The organism is Levilactobacillus cerevisiae (genome assembly GCF_003946245.1).
GTDB classification, from domain to species: domain Bacteria; phylum Bacillota; class Bacilli; order Lactobacillales; family Lactobacillaceae; genus Levilactobacillus; species Levilactobacillus cerevisiae.
Genome location: NZ_RHNN01000003.1, coordinates 75,149 through 91,013, shown reverse-complemented (window position 1 = coordinate 91,013; position 15,865 = coordinate 75,149). Strand labels below are relative to the sequence as shown.

Below are 15,865 nucleotides of genomic sequence, written 5' to 3'. Positions count from 1 at the left end.
CCTACTTGAGCCGCTGTGGCAACCCGCTCACGACGAAGGTCACCGCCGTCGCTGCTCGTGCTAAGCGTTGATTCACTTCGCCATACAAATCGCGCAGCAACCGCGTCTGCAACGTCGCCGGCACAATGCCTAAACCCACTTCGTTGGTCACCACGATCACGTGAATGTCGTGGGTCGCCACAACCTGAATGATCCGTTGCCATTCGTCCAAAATTTGCTTGCGAATGTGCGCCAAATCTTCACGACTGGCCTGCGCCAACACGTGATCGAAATCCGGGTCCTGCTGTGCCGTCGCGAGGTCAGCCACCAAATCATAAAACAAATTCGTCGTCAGCATCGTCGCGTCGTCCACCAGATAATCACGGTAGGGATCGGTCGCTAACAGGTCATCCACCTGGCGATAGCGTTCGGCCGTCACCCACTGTGCCGGTCGCCGCTGTTGATGGCGTTTGATCCGCAGCTGCATTTCCGCATCAGGATGTTTGACCACCCCCGTCGCCACGTAGCAGACCGATTGATCTGCCGGACACTGGCTCTCAGCAAACGCCGACTTGCCGCTTTTGGCGCCGCCCGTAATGAGTGTTAACCTTCCCATAACGTTCTCGCCTCCATCCGCTTAGTCTTCAGCTAAGGTCGCGTCAAACGCTGCGTCGAAGCCCGCAATCGTCCGGTCAATGTCATAATCTGTGTGCTTGGTCGATAAGAAATTCGTTTCGTACTGTGATGGCGCCGTGTAAATGCCTTGCGCCAACAGTTGCCAGTAAAATTTGGCAAAGAACGCCACGTCACTCTGCTGCACGTCCGCGAAATTGTTCACCGGGCCCGCGTTAAAGAAGTAACTCCACATCGTCCCTACGTGGTGCACGGTAACGGGCACGTGATGCTTGTCGGCCATGGCCTTGATACCGTCAACCAGCCGCGTCACTTTACGATCCATCGCCACGTACTGTTCGGGGTCCAACTGATCAATCGTGGTAATCCCCGCCGTCATGGCCAACGGATTCCCGGATAGCGTCCCGGCATGGTAAATCCGCCCGGACGGCGTAATCTGTTCCATAATGTCTTGCCGACCACCAAAGGAACCGACAGGCAGACCGCCACCAATGACCTTACCCAACGTCGTCAGGTCAGGCGTAATGCCAGTCAGTCCTTGGACACCGTGGTAACCTGCGCGGAACCCAGACATCACTTCATCAAAGATCAAGAGTGCCCCGTTGTCCGTCGTCAGTTGCCGCAGTGTCTTTAGAAATTCAAGTGTCCCCGGAATGACGCCCATGTTGCCGGCTACGGGTTCCACAATGATACAGGCAATCTCATCCCCATGATTGGCAAACAGCTCACTGATGGCTGCCACGTCGTTATACGGCACCGTATACGTGTCGTACGCGAACTCGGCAGGGACCCCCGGTGACGTGTTGATGCCAAAGGTGGCCATCCCCGACCCAGCGTCGACCAGCAGTGAGTCACTGTGGCCGTGGTAGTTCCCAATAAATTTCACAATTTTATCTCTGTGGGTGAAGCCCCGGGCCAACCGAATGGCGCTCATCGTGGCCTCGGTCCCGGACGACACCATCCGCATCATTTCCATGGATGGCACAATCTTTTGGACGAGTTCGGCCAGTTGCGTTTCTAGTTCGGTTGGTGCGCCGTAGCTGGTACCGCGTTCGGCCGCCGTTTGTAGCGCGTGAATCACGTGGTCATCGGCATGGCCGAGAATCAGTGGGCCCCACGACATCACGTAATCAATGTAGGTGTTGTCATCAATGTCGGTGATGTACTGGCCCTTTCCCTTTTTAATAAACAGCGGATCCCCGCCAACGTTCTTGAACGCACGGACGGGGCTGTTGACCCCACCCGGCATGATTTTGCTGGCCTCGGCAAAGGCGCGGCGTGATTTTTCAATATTCATCAGATTAACTTCCTTCTCAGCTTAGTTTAACCGGGCGGCAACGTCCTTGGCGAAATAGGTAATGATCAGGTCCGCGCCGGCACGCTTCATGCCCACCAACATCTCGTCCACAATCTTATCCTCGTCGATCCAGCCGTTCTGCGCGGCGGCTTTGACCATCGCGTACTCACCGGAAACGTTGTAGGCGACCAGTGGCAAAATGGTGTGGTCGCGAATCTCGCGCATCACATCGAGAAATGCCAGTGACGGCTTGACCATGACGAAGTCGGCGCCTTCCTTTTCATCGCTGACGACTTCGCGCATTGCATCCAAGCGGTTAGCCGGGTCCATTTGATAGCCCTTGCGATCGCCAAATTCCGGCGCGCTGTTGGCCGCATCCCGGAATGGCCCGTAGAATGAGGACGCGTACTTGACCGCGTACGACATGATTGGCGTTTCCTGGAAGCCCGCCTCGTCCAGCCCAGCACGGATGGCTGCCACGTAGCCGTCCATTGCGTTCGATGGCGCAATGATATCGGCCCCCGTAGCGACTTGGCTCACGGCCGTCTTGACGATGTACACCAGGGACTCGTCGTTTAACACGCGACCGTCCTTGACCAGGCCACAGTGGCCGGTACTAGTGTATTCACACAAGCAGGTGTCCGCAATGACAATCAGGTCCGGGTAGGCCGCCTTAATCTTGCGGGTCGCCTCTTGCACGATGCCATTTTCTTCCCAGGCGCTCGTGCCGACCTCATCCTTGTGATCTGGCAAGCCAAACAGAATGATGGCTTGAATGCCACGGTCCACGATGTCTTTAATTTCATCTAAAATACTGTCCATCCCAAATTGGTAGACGCCGGGCATCGACTTGATCTCTTGCTTGCCGGTAATGTTAGCGTCGATAAAGACGGGCATGATCAGGTCTGACTTGTTGAGATGGGTCTCCCGTACCAAATCCCGCATAGCTTTGCTGCTCCGTAAACGACGATGACGATCAAATGTAACCATAATTAATTCTGACTCCCTTTCATAATGCCAAATTTATCTTGTGCCAATAGATGCTGTGCAACCAATTTGCCCAAGTGGTCGGTGACCTGTCCCCGTTGTGTTTCGCGTAAGACATGCTGCCCATCCGTCGAGGCAATCAACCCTTCAAAGGTCACGTGATCGCCGTCAACGACCGCAAAGCCGCCGATGGGGAAGGTACACGTGCCCCCAACTTCTCGTAAATACTCCCGCTCAATACCCACGCAAGTTGCGGTATGGGGATCGTTAATCGTCGCCAGAATCTGCCGCACGTCGGCATCGTCTTCGCGACACTCAATGGCCATGGCGCCCTGCCCCATGGCGGGTAAGAGCACGTCCTTTAACGACCAGCGGTAACGGCCCGTCAGATCAATGCCTAAGCGGTTCAACCCGGCCTCAGCCAAGACTACCGCGTCCAAATTCTCAGTATCCAGCTTCTTCACCCGGGTATCCACGTTGCCGCGGGTCGGGATAATTTCCAAATCCGGCCGCAGGTGCAGCAGTTGCCCCTGACGCCGCGAGCTGTTCGTCCCAATGCGAGCATGCTGTGGCAAGTCCGCCAGACTACTAATCGGCCGCCGACTGATCAAACAGTCATACGGTGAATTTCGCTGCGGCACCGAGCCAATCATCAGACCGGCTGGCAGCACGGGCATCACGTCCTTGAGGCTGTGGACGGCAAAATCAATCTCGCCGGATTTCAATTCATTTTCCAGTTCCTCCACGAAGACGCCCTTGCCGCCAATCTTCTGGAGGCTATCCTTCAGGTTCACGTCGCCCGTGGTGACAATTTGCTTGATTTCAAAGGTGACCTGCGGAAATCTGGCGTGCAAGTCGTCCGCCACCATTTGCGTTTGGGTCATCGCCAACAGACTGCGTCGACTGCCAATAATAATTTTATTCTTCATGAACGTGTTGCGCCCCCGCACTTAGATTATGTAGTCCGAATATCCGGCAAAAGAAATTAATGTCGGCATCAGCTGTTGAATCTACCGATAATTCTTTGATTTCTTTGATGGGATCCTTAATCATTTGGTTAATGACCCCCTTCATGTGCTTGCTGATCACCTTGCGTTGGTGCGCGTCCAGATCAGGCAGCTGCCGCAAGAGACCGTCATAGGACGTCGCCTCAACGCTCAGCGCCTGTTCCCGTAACGCCCGGATCACCGGCACGATGTTGAGTTGCTTCTGCCACAGGAAGAAGTCGGCCACTTCCGGCTCTACCGCGGCCGCCATCGCTGCGAACATGGCTTGCTTCTGTGTCTCATTTTCCGAAATGATAGCCTGCAGGTGATCGATATCAAAATACGGAATGGCGGCGGTCAACGCCGTCACATCCACATTGCGGGGCATGCCCAAGTCAATGACCACCGGTTGAGTCGCCCGTAACGCCACGACCTGTGCCGCCGGTATGATGGGTTGTCGCGCCGCCGTTGCCAGGACCACCGCATCTACCTTTTTCAACGTAGGGGCCAATTCTGTCCACGGTGCACTCGTCACGACCGGGTACCGGGCCGTCAGCGTGTCCGCAATCTCGTGGTGGCGATTGAGCGCGACGATTTCCGTAAAGCCCATCGTACTGGCATTGCGCACAACCTGTTGGCCCATTTGACCCAGGCCGACCACTGCCAAGCGCTTGCCCTTCACGCCACCGAGCTGGACCTTGATCTGGTGAAGGCCCGCCTGACTCGACGTTTGGGCAAATTCACTCACACGATACTGGGTATGCATCCGCTTGGCAAAGGTAATCGCCTGGCGGAACAGGTGATTCAACATCACGCCCGGGGTGCCGTTCTCATCGGCGACCGCAAACGCAGCCTTCACTTGCCCCAGAATTTGCGGCTCCCCTTTGATGATTGAATCCAGTCCGGTCGCCACGTTTAAAAGTTGACCCACGGCTTCCTCCTGAACCTGCACCTCCGCGTATGCTTTGAGTTCGTCAACCGTCACGTGAAACCAGCTGGCTAAGAACCGCTTGATGTAGTAGCGACCCGTGTGAATTTGATCCACAACCGCGTACACCTCGGTCCGGTTACAAGTTGCTAAAATTACGTTTTCAAAAATACTTTTTTCGGCGTTCAATTGTCGATTAGCCCGTGGTAAATCTTCCTTCGCGAAGACAAAATTTTCACGAACTGCGGCTGGCAGTCGGTGATAATTGAGGCTAACACACATCATATACATGCCCATTACTCCTTTCGATCACGCCACGATTGTGTGCGTAACCAGTGCTGAATTTCCTGACGAATTTGCTTGGCTTGGTGGGGCGAACGGCCGGCCGTTGAGACGGTGACCATCACCGAATCACTAGTTGCCACCGCCACGTTGTAGAAGTCCGAGTTGCCCTTGTCACTCGCGTTGTTGACCAACTGACCGGGCGTGGCCTCCGCCTTCACCCGTTGATTAACGGCGGGATCGTCCGTGCAGGCAATAATGACCAGCGCGTTGGCCACAGCCGCCCGGGTGTATGGCTGTTGTAGCCAGTGCACCGTGGTCGGGTCAATGGCCGCCGCCAACGCAGGGCTGACGACCGTCACGTCCGCTGCCGCTGCCAAGAGGCCACGGACTTTGCGCGCAGCGACCTGACCACCGCCAACCACCGCCACCGGTTTGCCCGCGATATTTAACATGATTGGATAAGGGCTTTTCACCGTGAGACCTCCTTAGACGTGGCCGAATCCGCTAAAATCTGCTCGATCAGATCCATGTCCAAGTTGTCTTCGAGGACCTTTGCCAGCTTGTCGTACTGGGCCTCTTTGTAGGCCGTCAACGACAGGGTCGTATCCACTAGCGGTTGCAGGCCCTTGGCCACGCGCAACTGATTCAGGAGGTGGCGCGTCCATTCGGCGTTGTCAAAAATACCGTGCAGGTAGGTGCCCCAGACTTGACCACTCGGTGAAACGGCCCCATCTTCCCGGTCCGTTGCCTCACCATTGTTGGTGGTAATCGTCGCAAACGGCCGTGCGTTCGGCCCCAGAACCGTGGCGCCCATGTGAATCTCGTAGCCTTGCAACTCGTCGTGGCCGTGTAAGGCGGTTGCCTGCGTCGTGGTTTTGGTTTGGTTAAAGGTGGTCACGGTATCCAGCAATCCCAGGCCCGCCTGTTGGGTGATTGGCGACTCGATCCCGGTCGGATCATTTAACGTCTGCCCCAGAATCTGGTAACCGCCACAGATGCCGACAATCATCCGGCCTTTTTGAGCCACGCGATTGATGGCTGGTACAAACTGGGCCTCCTTGAGTACTTGTAAATCTTCATTAGTATTTTTACTGCCCGGAATGATCAACAGGTCGGGTTCGCCCAGCTCGTCCGCGAACCGCACGTAACGAACGGACACGTCCGGCTGAATTTCCAGGCTATGAAAGTCAGTAAAGTTAGAAATTTTTGCCAAATCTAAAACGGCCACGTCCAACGCCTTGCTCTGATCGACGCGTCGGGACTTACGGGTCAAAGCCACGCTATCCTCTTCATCGAGATCCACGTCGGCCATCGGCACCACGCCAATCACGGGAACACCCGTGAGGTCCGTAATCATTTTGTTACCCGATTCCAGCAATCGCTTATCCCCGCGGAATTTATTAATGATGATGCCCTTGATGCGCTTTTGATCTGCCGGTGGCAGGAGCTTGATCGTGCCATAAATAGCGGCGAACACGCCCCCCTTATCGATGTCGGCGACCAAGACGACTGGTGCGTCGGCCATCCGTGCCATCCCCATGTTAACGATGTCGCGGTCGTTTAAATTAATTTCGGCGGGACTGCCCGCCCCCTCCAACACCATCACGTCATTTTCTGCGGCCAGTGAGTCGTAAACGGCCTGGACCCGCGTCCGCAGTTGGGGTTTGTATTGGTAATAGCTCACGGCGTCCATGTCGGCGAGCACGTGACCCATCACGATCACCTGAGAATCCTTATCCGTCGACGGTTTTAAGAGTACGGGATTCATCCGCGGATCGGGTTTAATCCCAGCGGCTTCGGCTTGAAAGACCTGCGCGCGGCCCATTTCGTCGCCGTGCTCAGTAATAAATGAGTTCAGCGCCATGTTCTGCGACTTGAAAGGGGCAACCCGCAATCCCCGTTGATGGAGAATTCGGCAAAGCCCGGCCGCCACCCAACTCTTGCCAGAATCTGAAGCCGTGCCTTGAAACATAATTGCTTGCGTCATCGTTTTCACTCTCCTTTGGCCAAAGCGGCCCGTAACGTTTGTTGTAGTTGTTGATCAGCAAATAGTGCTTCTGAATTTTGATACAGAGGTAAGCCTAATCGTTGACTGAGTTGAACCAGCCAGGGTTGTTCCAGCTGACTACGCTTGAGTAACGCCGCGTCAGCAAATACCTGATCCTTGGGCCCTTCCTTCACGATGTGGCCGGCGTTCAACAGGTAAAAGTAATCGCCAATCTCATACATGAAGTCCATGTCGTGGCTCGACAAAATAATCTTCTGACCGCGAGCCACTAACCCTTTGATGAGCGCCAGCATGCGGGCGCGACCATCCGGATCCAGCCCGGAAGTGGGTTCATCCAGCAACAGCCATTCCGACCGCAACACCAGGATGCCCGCAATGGCTACCCGTTTTTTCTGGCCGCCACTCAAATACTGAATGGGTCGGTTCGCTAGCGCCTGAATGTCCAGTTCCGTTAACACCTGGTCCACCCGCCGATCAATTTCTGCTTGGGGTAATTTCAAATTGTGTAAAGCAAACGCGATGTCATCCTTCACGATTGAGTAGAAGATCTGCTGATCAGAATTCTGAAACACGATGCCAATTTTTTTGCGCAACGCATTGAGACCTTTTTTACGGTAATCAATCGGTTGGTCGTCCACCAGAATGTTGCCGCTGGTGGGCCGGAGGATGCCGACTAAGTTTAAGAACAGCGTCGATTTACCGGAACCGTTGGGACCAATCAGGCCAATCACATTTTGCCCCGGCTGACCCAGCTTTAACGAAATATCTTGTAAAATGGTTCGCTGTGGCTCGTAACCAAAATTCAAATGCTGCAGTTCAATCATGGTTCCGGCCCCTTTACGTAAAATTCACCCTGATAGAGTTTGGCGTCTAACGCGTATACCATTTGTTCATAATTGACCATGACCTGTTCAAACAACATCTTGGCGAGGATTCCCGACGAATGGACCATCAGGTGCAGGTTGTCATAGCCAAACCGAAGCTTCTGTGCCTGATAAATCTGCTCGAACGCCTCGATAAAAATGAAAATAAAGCGATACATCAGCATGGTTTCTTCAATCAAGATGTTGGGTAGATGCGTCCACTTGAGAAAGCCAATGATCTGTTGAAACGGCGTGGTCAAAGCAAACCAGTAGGTACAAACGATGGCGGTTCCTGCCTGAACGGCGACCGCAATCCCCCGTGGCAACATCACCTTGGACAACCCGATGTACCCGCCAAAAAGTTTCAGGGGCGCATAGATTTGCTGCGGATCAGTTCCCGCCGTGAACACAATCCCGATAATACTTAGCAGGAGGAACGGCAGGAGCGCATAAAACCATTTAAAATACTGATGCCACGACACGTGCGTCAGGTAAACCGTGTTCCAGGCCACCGCCACCAGCAAGACCGGCTTGAGCGCCATGATCGGTTGAAACGCAATGATCATCCCAATCAGCCAGCACAACGCCTTAAGTTGCGGCGACCACTGGACAATCCGGTTGGCATAAGCATATTTATCAATCGTTAGCATACGATCCCTCTTTTTTTACGCGCCCGTCGTTGGCTTCGGCTGTTTCGCCTGATCCTCCAACTGTTTCAGTGCTTTTTTCTTACCGTGCGCGCTGCCAATCACGTAGGCAATGATTCCCGTACCCAGAGATCCCTGCAGCGTAAACAGCAAGCTTTCAATCTCAGCAGAAGGCGGCGTCCACAGCGGATGGGCCCACACTTTGTAGCTGGGATCATTCTTGAGAATCTGCGCGGTCCCCTGATCGTCGCTTCCGCTGAACGTTCCCTGACTACTGATCAGAAACGGCGTCACCACTAAGATGATTACGAACAGCAACAGAATCAAATTTTTCTTCGTCGTTTTGCTCATCCCAAGGCACTCTCCTTCCACAGGTTATTGCTGATGACCAGGTTGTACACAATCACGGTCAAGAGGCCTTCCGCAATGGCTAACGGAATTTGCGTGACGGCATAGATGCCTAGGAACTTAACGGCCGCGCCCCACATCCCCGTATTCGGATCGGGAAAGACCACCGCCAGCTGAAACGCCGTGGTAATGTAGGTCGACCAGTCGGCCAGCATCGCGCACAGAAACAGGGAAACGGAACGGTTCACTTTGAAGGCTCGGCATAATTTCCAAACGGCAAAGCCGACTAGCGGTCCCACAATCGTCATGGAAAATTCGTTGGCACCCAAAGTCGTCAGTCCCCCGTGGGCTAGTAGCAGGGCTTGAAAGAGTAAGACGATGACGCCCAAGACCGCCATCACGCCGGGACCGAACATAACGGTCCCCAGGCCGACACCGGTGGGATGCGAACATGATCCCGTCACGGATGGCAATTTAAGTGAGGACAGGACGAAGACGAAGGCCCCACACAACGCCAACATGATTTTCGCGTTCTGTTGGGAAGACGTCACGATCCGTTTCATCCGGTATAGGCCGTAGACAAAGAACGGTGCGGCGGCGGCAAACCAGAAGAGACACCACTTGGGTGGTAACATCCCTTCCATGATGTGCATGGCGTAAGCGTCTTGCGGATAGAGCGTGAAATAGGCAGCCGAGATGGCCGCAATGATGACGCCCATTTTCAGTGACAATTTAGTGTTTAGAATTTTCATGTTGCGGATTCCCCCTTGTGGTGTGTTTCAAAATTAACGTGGTAAAGTAAGGCAACTTGTCCGTCGGGTGATAGTCGGCCATGGTCTTGATGCGTTCGTCGGCCATGGATGCGTTGGTAACGACGGTCGCCTGTCCCAGCAAGTCGCGCTGAGCTAACAAGTTGTACACGTCGGTGAAGCGGGTGGCCACTTTCATAATCACCACGTTGTCATTTTGGTCAATGGCCGTTTCGATTTTTTCTAACGGGGCCGTGGCCGGGACGATTTCTAACAACTCATCATCCAGTACCAGTGGCGTCGAGATGCTCGCCGCAATCTGACTGTACGCGGAGATCCCCGCAATGGTCACGACGTTAATCTGGGTGTGAAGTAAGTCCACGATATAGCTGTAGGTACTGTAGATGGACGGATCGCCCAACGTCAGGAAGCCGACCTCTTGGCCAGCCTTGACGTCGGCCACAATTTCAGCCGCAATCGTTTGCCACTGGTGCGCCCGGATTGCCCAGTCGCCCCCCATAGGAAAGTGCCGCCGCTTAATCGTTAAATCGGCAGGCAGGTACGGCTTAGCAATGGTTTCGGCGACGCTGGTGGCGCCGCGATGAGCTTGCGGCGTATAGAGCACGTCGAGTTGGCGGATGGTCTGAACCGCCTTAAGGGTTAAGAGGTCGCTGTCGCCAGGACCAACCCCGATGCCCCAAAATTTAGTCATGTGTGTCGCTTCCTTTCACGGCCTGAGCCAGATGCGTAATGAATACTTGTTGGATTGTGGGATAGGCACCCAAGCCCGTCAGTACCGGGGTGACCCCGATGCCGGCGGCTTTGAGCTGTTGCTGCCATGACGTCTTTTCTGCCGACGCCATGTCGTGATGTGCGTGGTTACCCGCCACCAGCATGAACGGTTGGAGCGTGACAGCGCGCACGTCATCGCGTTTTAGCCGCCGTAACTCGAGAGCGAAATCCGGGTAGCTTTCGACAGCGCCCAGGTAGTGCCCGGTGCCCATCAACATGTGATCAAGACACGCATAGGTGGCAAAGGTCTGGTGCGCGGTGCCGTGGCCCATCCACAGAACGCCCGTGTGCGGCTGCGTGACGGGATGCAGTTCCTGTAAGAACTGTGTTGCCTGTTTGAAATCCGCCTCCGTCGTCAGCAACGGTTGGCCCACGATGACCTGGTCAAATTGGTCCCGGCAAGCCGCAACGGCCGTTTGGACCTGGGCAAATTCAATACCCGCAATCAAATGTAGCGACTGAACCCACAGCGTAGTGAACCCTTGCGTGTGAATCTTATGTAAGGCCGTTTGCGGTGAATCAATCGTCACCCCTTCGTTAGCGGCAATCCGTTGCCGGACAATGCTAGAGGTGAACGCCTGAAAGATGGTCGCTTGCGGATAGGCGCGTTGAAAGGCCGCGGCCGTCGCATCAATCGTGGTGTGGCGGGTCTGCGGATACGTGGTCCCAAAGCTAACTAATAGAATTGCTGTCTTGGTCATGTTGCTGGACCCCTTTCAAAAACGCCAAGATGTCTTCACGATTGGTCGAAACTAGCTGCGCCGTTGCGCCCCGTTCTTGTAGCGCCGCTTGAACCCGTGGCCCCATGGCAATCAGGGTTAATTGCGCCGCACGCAGATCCTGCTGAAAATCATGGACACTCTGTGAACTTGGAAAAATAATGGCTTGAAACTCGTCCAGCTCCCAGGTGATTGGCGTGGCCACCGTCGTTAACTGGTACGTGGCCAGGCCACCAGCGGCTAACCGTCCCGCCTCGCCGATGACTAAGGCGTTGGCGGTCTGCGGCGTTGCGATCACGTCATCGGCCAATAGTCCCTGTCGACGCAGGTGCTTCGCCACAGCCGTGTTGACCGCGATGATCCGCAAGTGCGCCAGTGTGCGTTGGTCCTGGCCCGCTGCGAGCAAGCGTTTGAGGAAGTAATCATAGGCCCGCCCATCAGTCACGACCAGCGCGTCCACCTGACTGAGGTCCGGCAGCGTAAAGTCGATGGCTGTCGGCACTTCCCGGTCAAAGAAATCGACCGTGGCACCTTGATCCTGCAACGCCGGCGCTAAGCGGGAGTGCGCTGAATACGGCAGTAAAACATGTTGCCCCTGTAGCGGTTGTGTCGGCTGTAACTCGCGAGCTAATTTTACGACATCCCCAACGACAATCAACGCCGGTGCGCCAATCTTAGCGGCAATGACGCGCGCTTCGATGTCGGCCAGCGTACCGGTTACCAGGCGTTGCCGCCATTGCGTGGCCCACTGAATGATGGCCACCGGGGTGGTTGCCGCCCGGCCGTTTGCCTGCAGCTGGGTGCAAATATCATTAAGCGCTGCCATCCCCATCAGAAAGACCAACGTGCCCTCCTGATGCGCGATGTTGTCCCAGTCCAACTGCCGGCCACCACTTTGATGGTGACCGGTAATCACGTGAAAGCTCGACGCGTAATCGCGATGGGTGATCGGAATGCCGACCGCCGCCAGCCCCGTGATGGCACTGGTTAAGCCTGACACGACTTCGCACGGTACGTGGTTGGCCTTGAGAAATTGGGCCTCTTCGCCGCCACGACCAAAGACATACGGATCACCGGCCTTCAAGCGTACCACCCGTTGACCAGCTTGCGCGTAGTCCACCAGCAGTTGGTTGATAGCCGTTTGCTTGACTTTGTGAAAATGCGGCAACTTACCTACGTCTACCCGTTGTGCCGTCGGTTTTGAAAAGGCCAGCAGTGAAGGATTCACGAGCCGATCGTATAAAATCACGTCAGCCTCGGCCAATCGGCGTTTGCCTAATAATGTTAATAACTCCGGATTACCCGGACCAGCGCCTAACAATGTCACACGTCCCGTCATACTGCCACCTCCAAATAAGTTGCCAACGCTGCGATGGACTGCACCTGAACCGGATAAGCCATCTGTGGTCGACGAATAATGATGCACGGAATACCTAATTCCTGGCAGGCCGCCAGTTTTTCTTGCACACCGCCGCGCTTGCCGCTTTCCTTACTGACCACCGCCACGGCGTGCACCCGGCGAAAGAGTTCCACGTTGAGGGCCGTTGAGAACGGTCCCCGCATGGCATCGATCTGCGTGGCTTCAAAGCCAGCGGCAGTGAGCTTGGTCATCACCGTGGTGGTTGGCAACACGCGGACGTGTAGTCGTGCCAAGCCCAACGCTGCCGCAAAGTCACTGGCCGTTTTACTGCCAGTCGACAGGTAAATGGTGCCGGTTAGCTTTCGTACCTCAGCGCAGGCCGCCGTAAAGTCCGGGACCAGGCGCTGGGTCGCATTGTCAGTCAGTAAGTCTGGCCGTTCAAACCGGACGTACGGGATACCGGCCGCCGCGGTTGCCGCGATGGCCAACGTCGAGATCACCCGGGCGAAGGGGTGGGTCGCATCGATTACCTGCGTGATGTGCTGCTGCGCAAAGAATGGGGCAAAGTCCTCTGGCTGTAAGACTTGTTGGCTGACGTGCGCCGCGTGCGTCTTTGCCAGGTCTGCGCCGTAAGCGGTGGTCACCGAGAGCACGAACGGCAGGTTCTGCCGCGTCAACAGGTCAGCGACCGCCAAGCTCTCGGACGTCCCCCCTAATAACAGGATCATAAGGTGTAGCCCCGGGGTGTAATCATCCGGCCGTTTTCAACGTAAGTATTGCGGTTACCGATAATCACGATGGTGGTCATGTTGACTTCCGTTTCGTCTAGATCCTTAATCGTCGTGATCTTTTCAATTTCCTTCGGCCGAGCGACGTCCTTGCCGATGCCCACCACCGTGTCCGGTGACTTGTACTTCAGCATGATGTCTAAGGCCTGGTGCAGATTGTTCGGCCGCCCCTTGCTCCGTGGATTGTACAGGCAAGTCACAAAGTCGGCCTCGGCCGCCGCGTGCAGGCGTTTCACAATCACGTCCCAGGGCGTCATCAAGTCACTAAGGCTGATGTGGCAGAAGTCATTCATCAAAGGCGCGCCCAATGCTGCGGCAGCGGCAATGCTGGCCGTCACCCCGGGAATCACCTTGACGTCGATCGGCTGTTCTTGCTTGCCGGCGAGTTCCAAAACCAGGCCAGCCATGCCGTAGATGCCGGCATCCCCACTGGAAATGATGGCAACATCTTTCCCGGTCGCCGCAATTTCAATGGCCTTCTTGCAGCGGTCAATTTCGCCGCGCATACCAGTGACGACGACTTCCTTGTCCGTCAGCATGTCTTCAATCAAGCGGACGTAGGTGGCGTAACCCACGATGGTATGCGTCCGTTCGATGACGGCCAACGCCTCTTGTGTCATTAACTCTTTAGAACCTGGGCCCAGCCCAACGATGTATAACATGATTTAGTCATCCTTTGTTTGTCGCCCGAGGGCGAGCGTAATTTGGTGTCCGGCGTACCGGGGCGTCACGACGGGTTGACCACTCGCGTAATCAGCCGCCGCACAGGCCACGTTGCCGACACCGACTGTCTGCTGAACGAACGCCGATTGCGGATACTTTTCTGAGCTCTCCCGTAACGTCGCCGCCGTGTAAAAATGAACCGGTACTTGCCAGGTTGCGGCTAAGTAGTGAATCGCTGCTTCGTGTGCTTTCTTATCAATTGAGACAATTTGGCCAATCGAGCGCCAGGCCAATTGGTGTTCTTGGCAAAACTCACTGACGGCTGCCTGAACCATGGCGGTGGTGACGTTCTTTCGGCAACCGATGCCCAACACATTTAAGCGGGGAATCACCGGCACCAGTTGGTCGCGTTTAGCCGTTTGCACCCGGTCGGATACCACTACCAGTGGGACATCTGGATCCGCCGCGGCCAGGGTTTCAACCACGGTGAATCCCCGTAAATCGGTCAGCCACGGGCGAAAAGCCGGTTCGACGTACAGGCTCACCGGTTTCCCGGCTGCCAACCGCGCGTTGATCCATTTGGTCGTGCGCTTGAATTCTGGATACCAGCCGTGACACTGCTTGGCCAGGACATCCAAGGCCTGAACGTGTTCCGTGTCCGTCGCCGTGGTAATCACCGGATCAGCAGTTAACAGCTGACCCACCCAGTTGGTCAGCGCGTTGGCGCCCCCCACGTGACCGGCCAACAGGCTAATCACGTGGTGGCCCCGTTCATCCATCACCAGGACGGCCGGGTCGCTGGTCTTGTCGCGGACCAGTGGTGCCAGACTCCGGACTACGATGCCGGTCGCCATGATACAGACCAGGCCGTCGTACTGGGCGAAAGCCTGCGCCAGGGTCGGTTGAAACTCACCGGCTGCGTAGGCGCTTTCATCAGGCCGCGCGAGCTTTGCTGGCAAACACACGGTCATGGTGGTCCCGACCGCGGCTGCCTGATCCCGCAACTGCCGCGCCAAGTCGGCGCCCGTCGCGGTTAATGCAAAAATAATCAGGTTAGTCTTGCCCATCAGTCGTCACGCTCTTTTGCCGATACATGTGACTGAAGTTGGCATCGTAGAGATGAGAATAATTGTATTCATCCCCGAGGAATTCCCCGACCATGATCAGAGCGGTCCGCCGAATGCCGGCTGCATGTACCTTTTCCGCAATATCTGCCAACGTTCCCTGAACCTTCTTTTCTTCGGGCCAGGTCGCTTTGTAAATCACAGCGGCTGGCGTCGTCTCCGGGTAGCCGCCTTCAAGTAATTGGGCAACCACCTTGCGGACCCCCTGAACGGAGAGGAAGATGACCATCGACGTTTGATGCTGGGCCAATGATTTCAAGGCTTCCCGGTCTGGCACCGGTGTCCGGCCCGCCATCCGCGTAATGATGACACTTTGGGCCACCTCGGGCACCGTGTACTCAACGCCCATGCTGGAAGCTGCGCCCAGAAATGAGCTGACACCGGGGATGCATTCGTAGCCAACACCGGCCTTTTTCAGCTCTTCAATCTGCTCCCGGATCGACCCGTAAATGGAGAAGTCCCCCGTTTGGAGCCGGACCACCGTTTGGTCTTTTGCAATGGCTTCGGTCATGCAGGTAATGATTTGGCCCAAATCCATTCCGGCGCTATCGTATTTCTGCGCGGAATCTTGGCAATAATCAAGTAACGCAGGATTGACCAGGGAGCCAGCGTAAATGACGACATCGGCGGCGGCTAAGCGACGGTAACCCTTCAAAGTGATTAAATCTTTATCTCCAGGGCCTGCGCCCACAAAACTTACTACTGTCAT

General features: G+C 55.5%; 18 protein-coding genes. All 18 read right to left on the bottom strand.

Features of this window, described 5'->3' with window-relative positions; genetic code table 11:
• Position 1: 1 nt before the first annotated feature.
• Genes EKM99_RS01925 through EKM99_RS01840 form a run of 18 tightly spaced genes read right to left on the bottom strand, consistent with a single transcriptional unit; the run spans position 2 to position 15,865 of the window.
• Positions 2 to 595, bottom strand: coding sequence for a bifunctional adenosylcobinamide kinase/adenosylcobinamide-phosphate guanylyltransferase (locus tag EKM99_RS01925; RefSeq protein WP_125580386.1), 594 nt, complete (start codon positions 593 to 595; stop codon positions 2 to 4).
• Between the two features lie 21 nt (positions 596 to 616).
• A complete protein-coding gene (gene hemL / locus EKM99_RS01920; protein ID WP_191983287.1) occupies positions 617 to 1,909 on the bottom strand; it encodes a glutamate-1-semialdehyde 2,1-aminomutase in 1,293 nt (430 codons plus the stop codon).
• Positions 1,910 to 1,930: 21 nt separating this feature from the next.
• The gene (gene hemB, locus EKM99_RS01915; protein WP_125580383.1) at positions 1,931 to 2,899 is read right to left on the bottom strand and encodes a porphobilinogen synthase; all 969 of its coding nucleotides are present in this window, start codon (positions 2,897 to 2,899) and stop codon (positions 1,931 to 1,933) included.
• A gap of 2 nt (positions 2,900 to 2,901) precedes the next feature.
• Complete coding sequence (hemC, locus tag EKM99_RS01910) at positions 2,902 to 3,825, bottom strand: hydroxymethylbilane synthase (RefSeq protein ID WP_125580381.1); 924 nt, start codon at positions 3,823 to 3,825, stop codon at positions 2,902 to 2,904.
• A complete protein-coding gene (hemA, locus tag EKM99_RS01905; protein WP_125580379.1) occupies positions 3,815 to 5,101 on the bottom strand; it encodes a glutamyl-tRNA reductase in 1,287 nt (428 codons plus the stop codon). Before hemA ends, hemC begins: the two co-directional genes overlap by 11 nt.
• A gap of 5 nt (positions 5,102 to 5,106) precedes the next feature.
• The gene (locus EKM99_RS01900) at positions 5,107 to 5,547 is read right to left on the bottom strand and encodes a precorrin-2 dehydrogenase/sirohydrochlorin ferrochelatase family protein (protein WP_125580493.1); all 441 of its coding nucleotides are present in this window, start codon (positions 5,545 to 5,547) and stop codon (positions 5,107 to 5,109) included.
• A 17-nt stretch (positions 5,548 to 5,564) separates the two neighbouring features.
• The gene (locus EKM99_RS01895) at positions 5,565 to 7,082 is read right to left on the bottom strand and encodes a cobyric acid synthase (RefSeq protein ID WP_125580378.1); all 1,518 of its coding nucleotides are present in this window, start codon (positions 7,080 to 7,082) and stop codon (positions 5,565 to 5,567) included.
• Positions 7,083 to 7,087: 5 nt separating this feature from the next.
• Positions 7,088 to 7,927, bottom strand: coding sequence for an energy-coupling factor ABC transporter ATP-binding protein (locus EKM99_RS01890; protein ID WP_125580376.1), 840 nt, complete (start codon positions 7,925 to 7,927; stop codon positions 7,088 to 7,090).
• Positions 7,924 to 8,616: a cobalt ECF transporter T component CbiQ gene (cbiQ, locus tag EKM99_RS01885; RefSeq protein WP_125580373.1), complete on the bottom strand. Its 693-nt coding sequence runs from the start codon at positions 8,614 to 8,616 to the stop codon at positions 7,924 to 7,926. The genes EKM99_RS01890 and cbiQ overlap by 4 nt, the downstream gene beginning before the upstream one ends.
• A gap of 15 nt (positions 8,617 to 8,631) precedes the next feature.
• Complete coding sequence (locus EKM99_RS01880) at positions 8,632 to 8,964, bottom strand: energy-coupling factor ABC transporter substrate-binding protein (protein WP_125580371.1); 333 nt, start codon at positions 8,962 to 8,964, stop codon at positions 8,632 to 8,634.
• The gene (locus EKM99_RS01875; RefSeq protein WP_125580490.1) at positions 8,961 to 9,680 is read right to left on the bottom strand and encodes an energy-coupling factor ABC transporter permease; all 720 of its coding nucleotides are present in this window, start codon (positions 9,678 to 9,680) and stop codon (positions 8,961 to 8,963) included. Before EKM99_RS01875 ends, EKM99_RS01880 begins: the two co-directional genes overlap by 4 nt.
• A 13-nt stretch (positions 9,681 to 9,693) precedes the next feature.
• Positions 9,694 to 10,422: a cobalt-factor II C(20)-methyltransferase gene (locus EKM99_RS01870; RefSeq protein WP_125580368.1), complete on the bottom strand. Its 729-nt coding sequence runs from the start codon at positions 10,420 to 10,422 to the stop codon at positions 9,694 to 9,696.
• Positions 10,415 to 11,203 carry a sirohydrochlorin cobaltochelatase gene (locus EKM99_RS01865; protein ID WP_125580366.1) on the bottom strand — a complete coding sequence of 263 codons (789 nt, stop codon included), beginning with the start codon at positions 11,201 to 11,203 and terminating at the stop codon, positions 10,415 to 10,417. Before EKM99_RS01865 ends, EKM99_RS01870 begins: the two co-directional genes overlap by 8 nt.
• A complete protein-coding gene (gene cobA, locus EKM99_RS01860; protein ID WP_125580365.1) occupies positions 11,175 to 12,560 on the bottom strand; it encodes a uroporphyrinogen-III C-methyltransferase in 1,386 nt (461 codons plus the stop codon). The genes EKM99_RS01865 and cobA overlap by 29 nt, the downstream gene beginning before the upstream one ends.
• Positions 12,557 to 13,309, bottom strand: coding sequence for a precorrin-6A reductase (cobK, locus tag EKM99_RS01855; RefSeq protein WP_125580363.1), 753 nt, complete (start codon positions 13,307 to 13,309; stop codon positions 12,557 to 12,559). Before cobK ends, cobA begins: the two co-directional genes overlap by 4 nt.
• The gene (gene cobJ, locus EKM99_RS01850; protein ID WP_125580361.1) at positions 13,306 to 14,031 is read right to left on the bottom strand and encodes a precorrin-3B C(17)-methyltransferase; all 726 of its coding nucleotides are present in this window, start codon (positions 14,029 to 14,031) and stop codon (positions 13,306 to 13,308) included. Before cobJ ends, cobK begins: the two co-directional genes overlap by 4 nt.
• Positions 14,032 to 14,034: 3 nt before the next feature.
• On the bottom strand, positions 14,035 to 15,099 hold the full coding sequence (locus EKM99_RS01845; RefSeq protein WP_125580359.1) for a cobalt-precorrin 5A hydrolase: 1,065 nt from the start codon (positions 15,097 to 15,099) through the stop codon (positions 14,035 to 14,037).
• Positions 15,086 to 15,865 (bottom strand): cobalt-precorrin-4 methyltransferase, encoded by a 780-nt coding sequence (locus EKM99_RS01840; RefSeq protein ID WP_125580357.1) that lies wholly within the window; start codon positions 15,863 to 15,865, stop codon positions 15,086 to 15,088. The genes EKM99_RS01845 and EKM99_RS01840 overlap by 14 nt, the downstream gene beginning before the upstream one ends.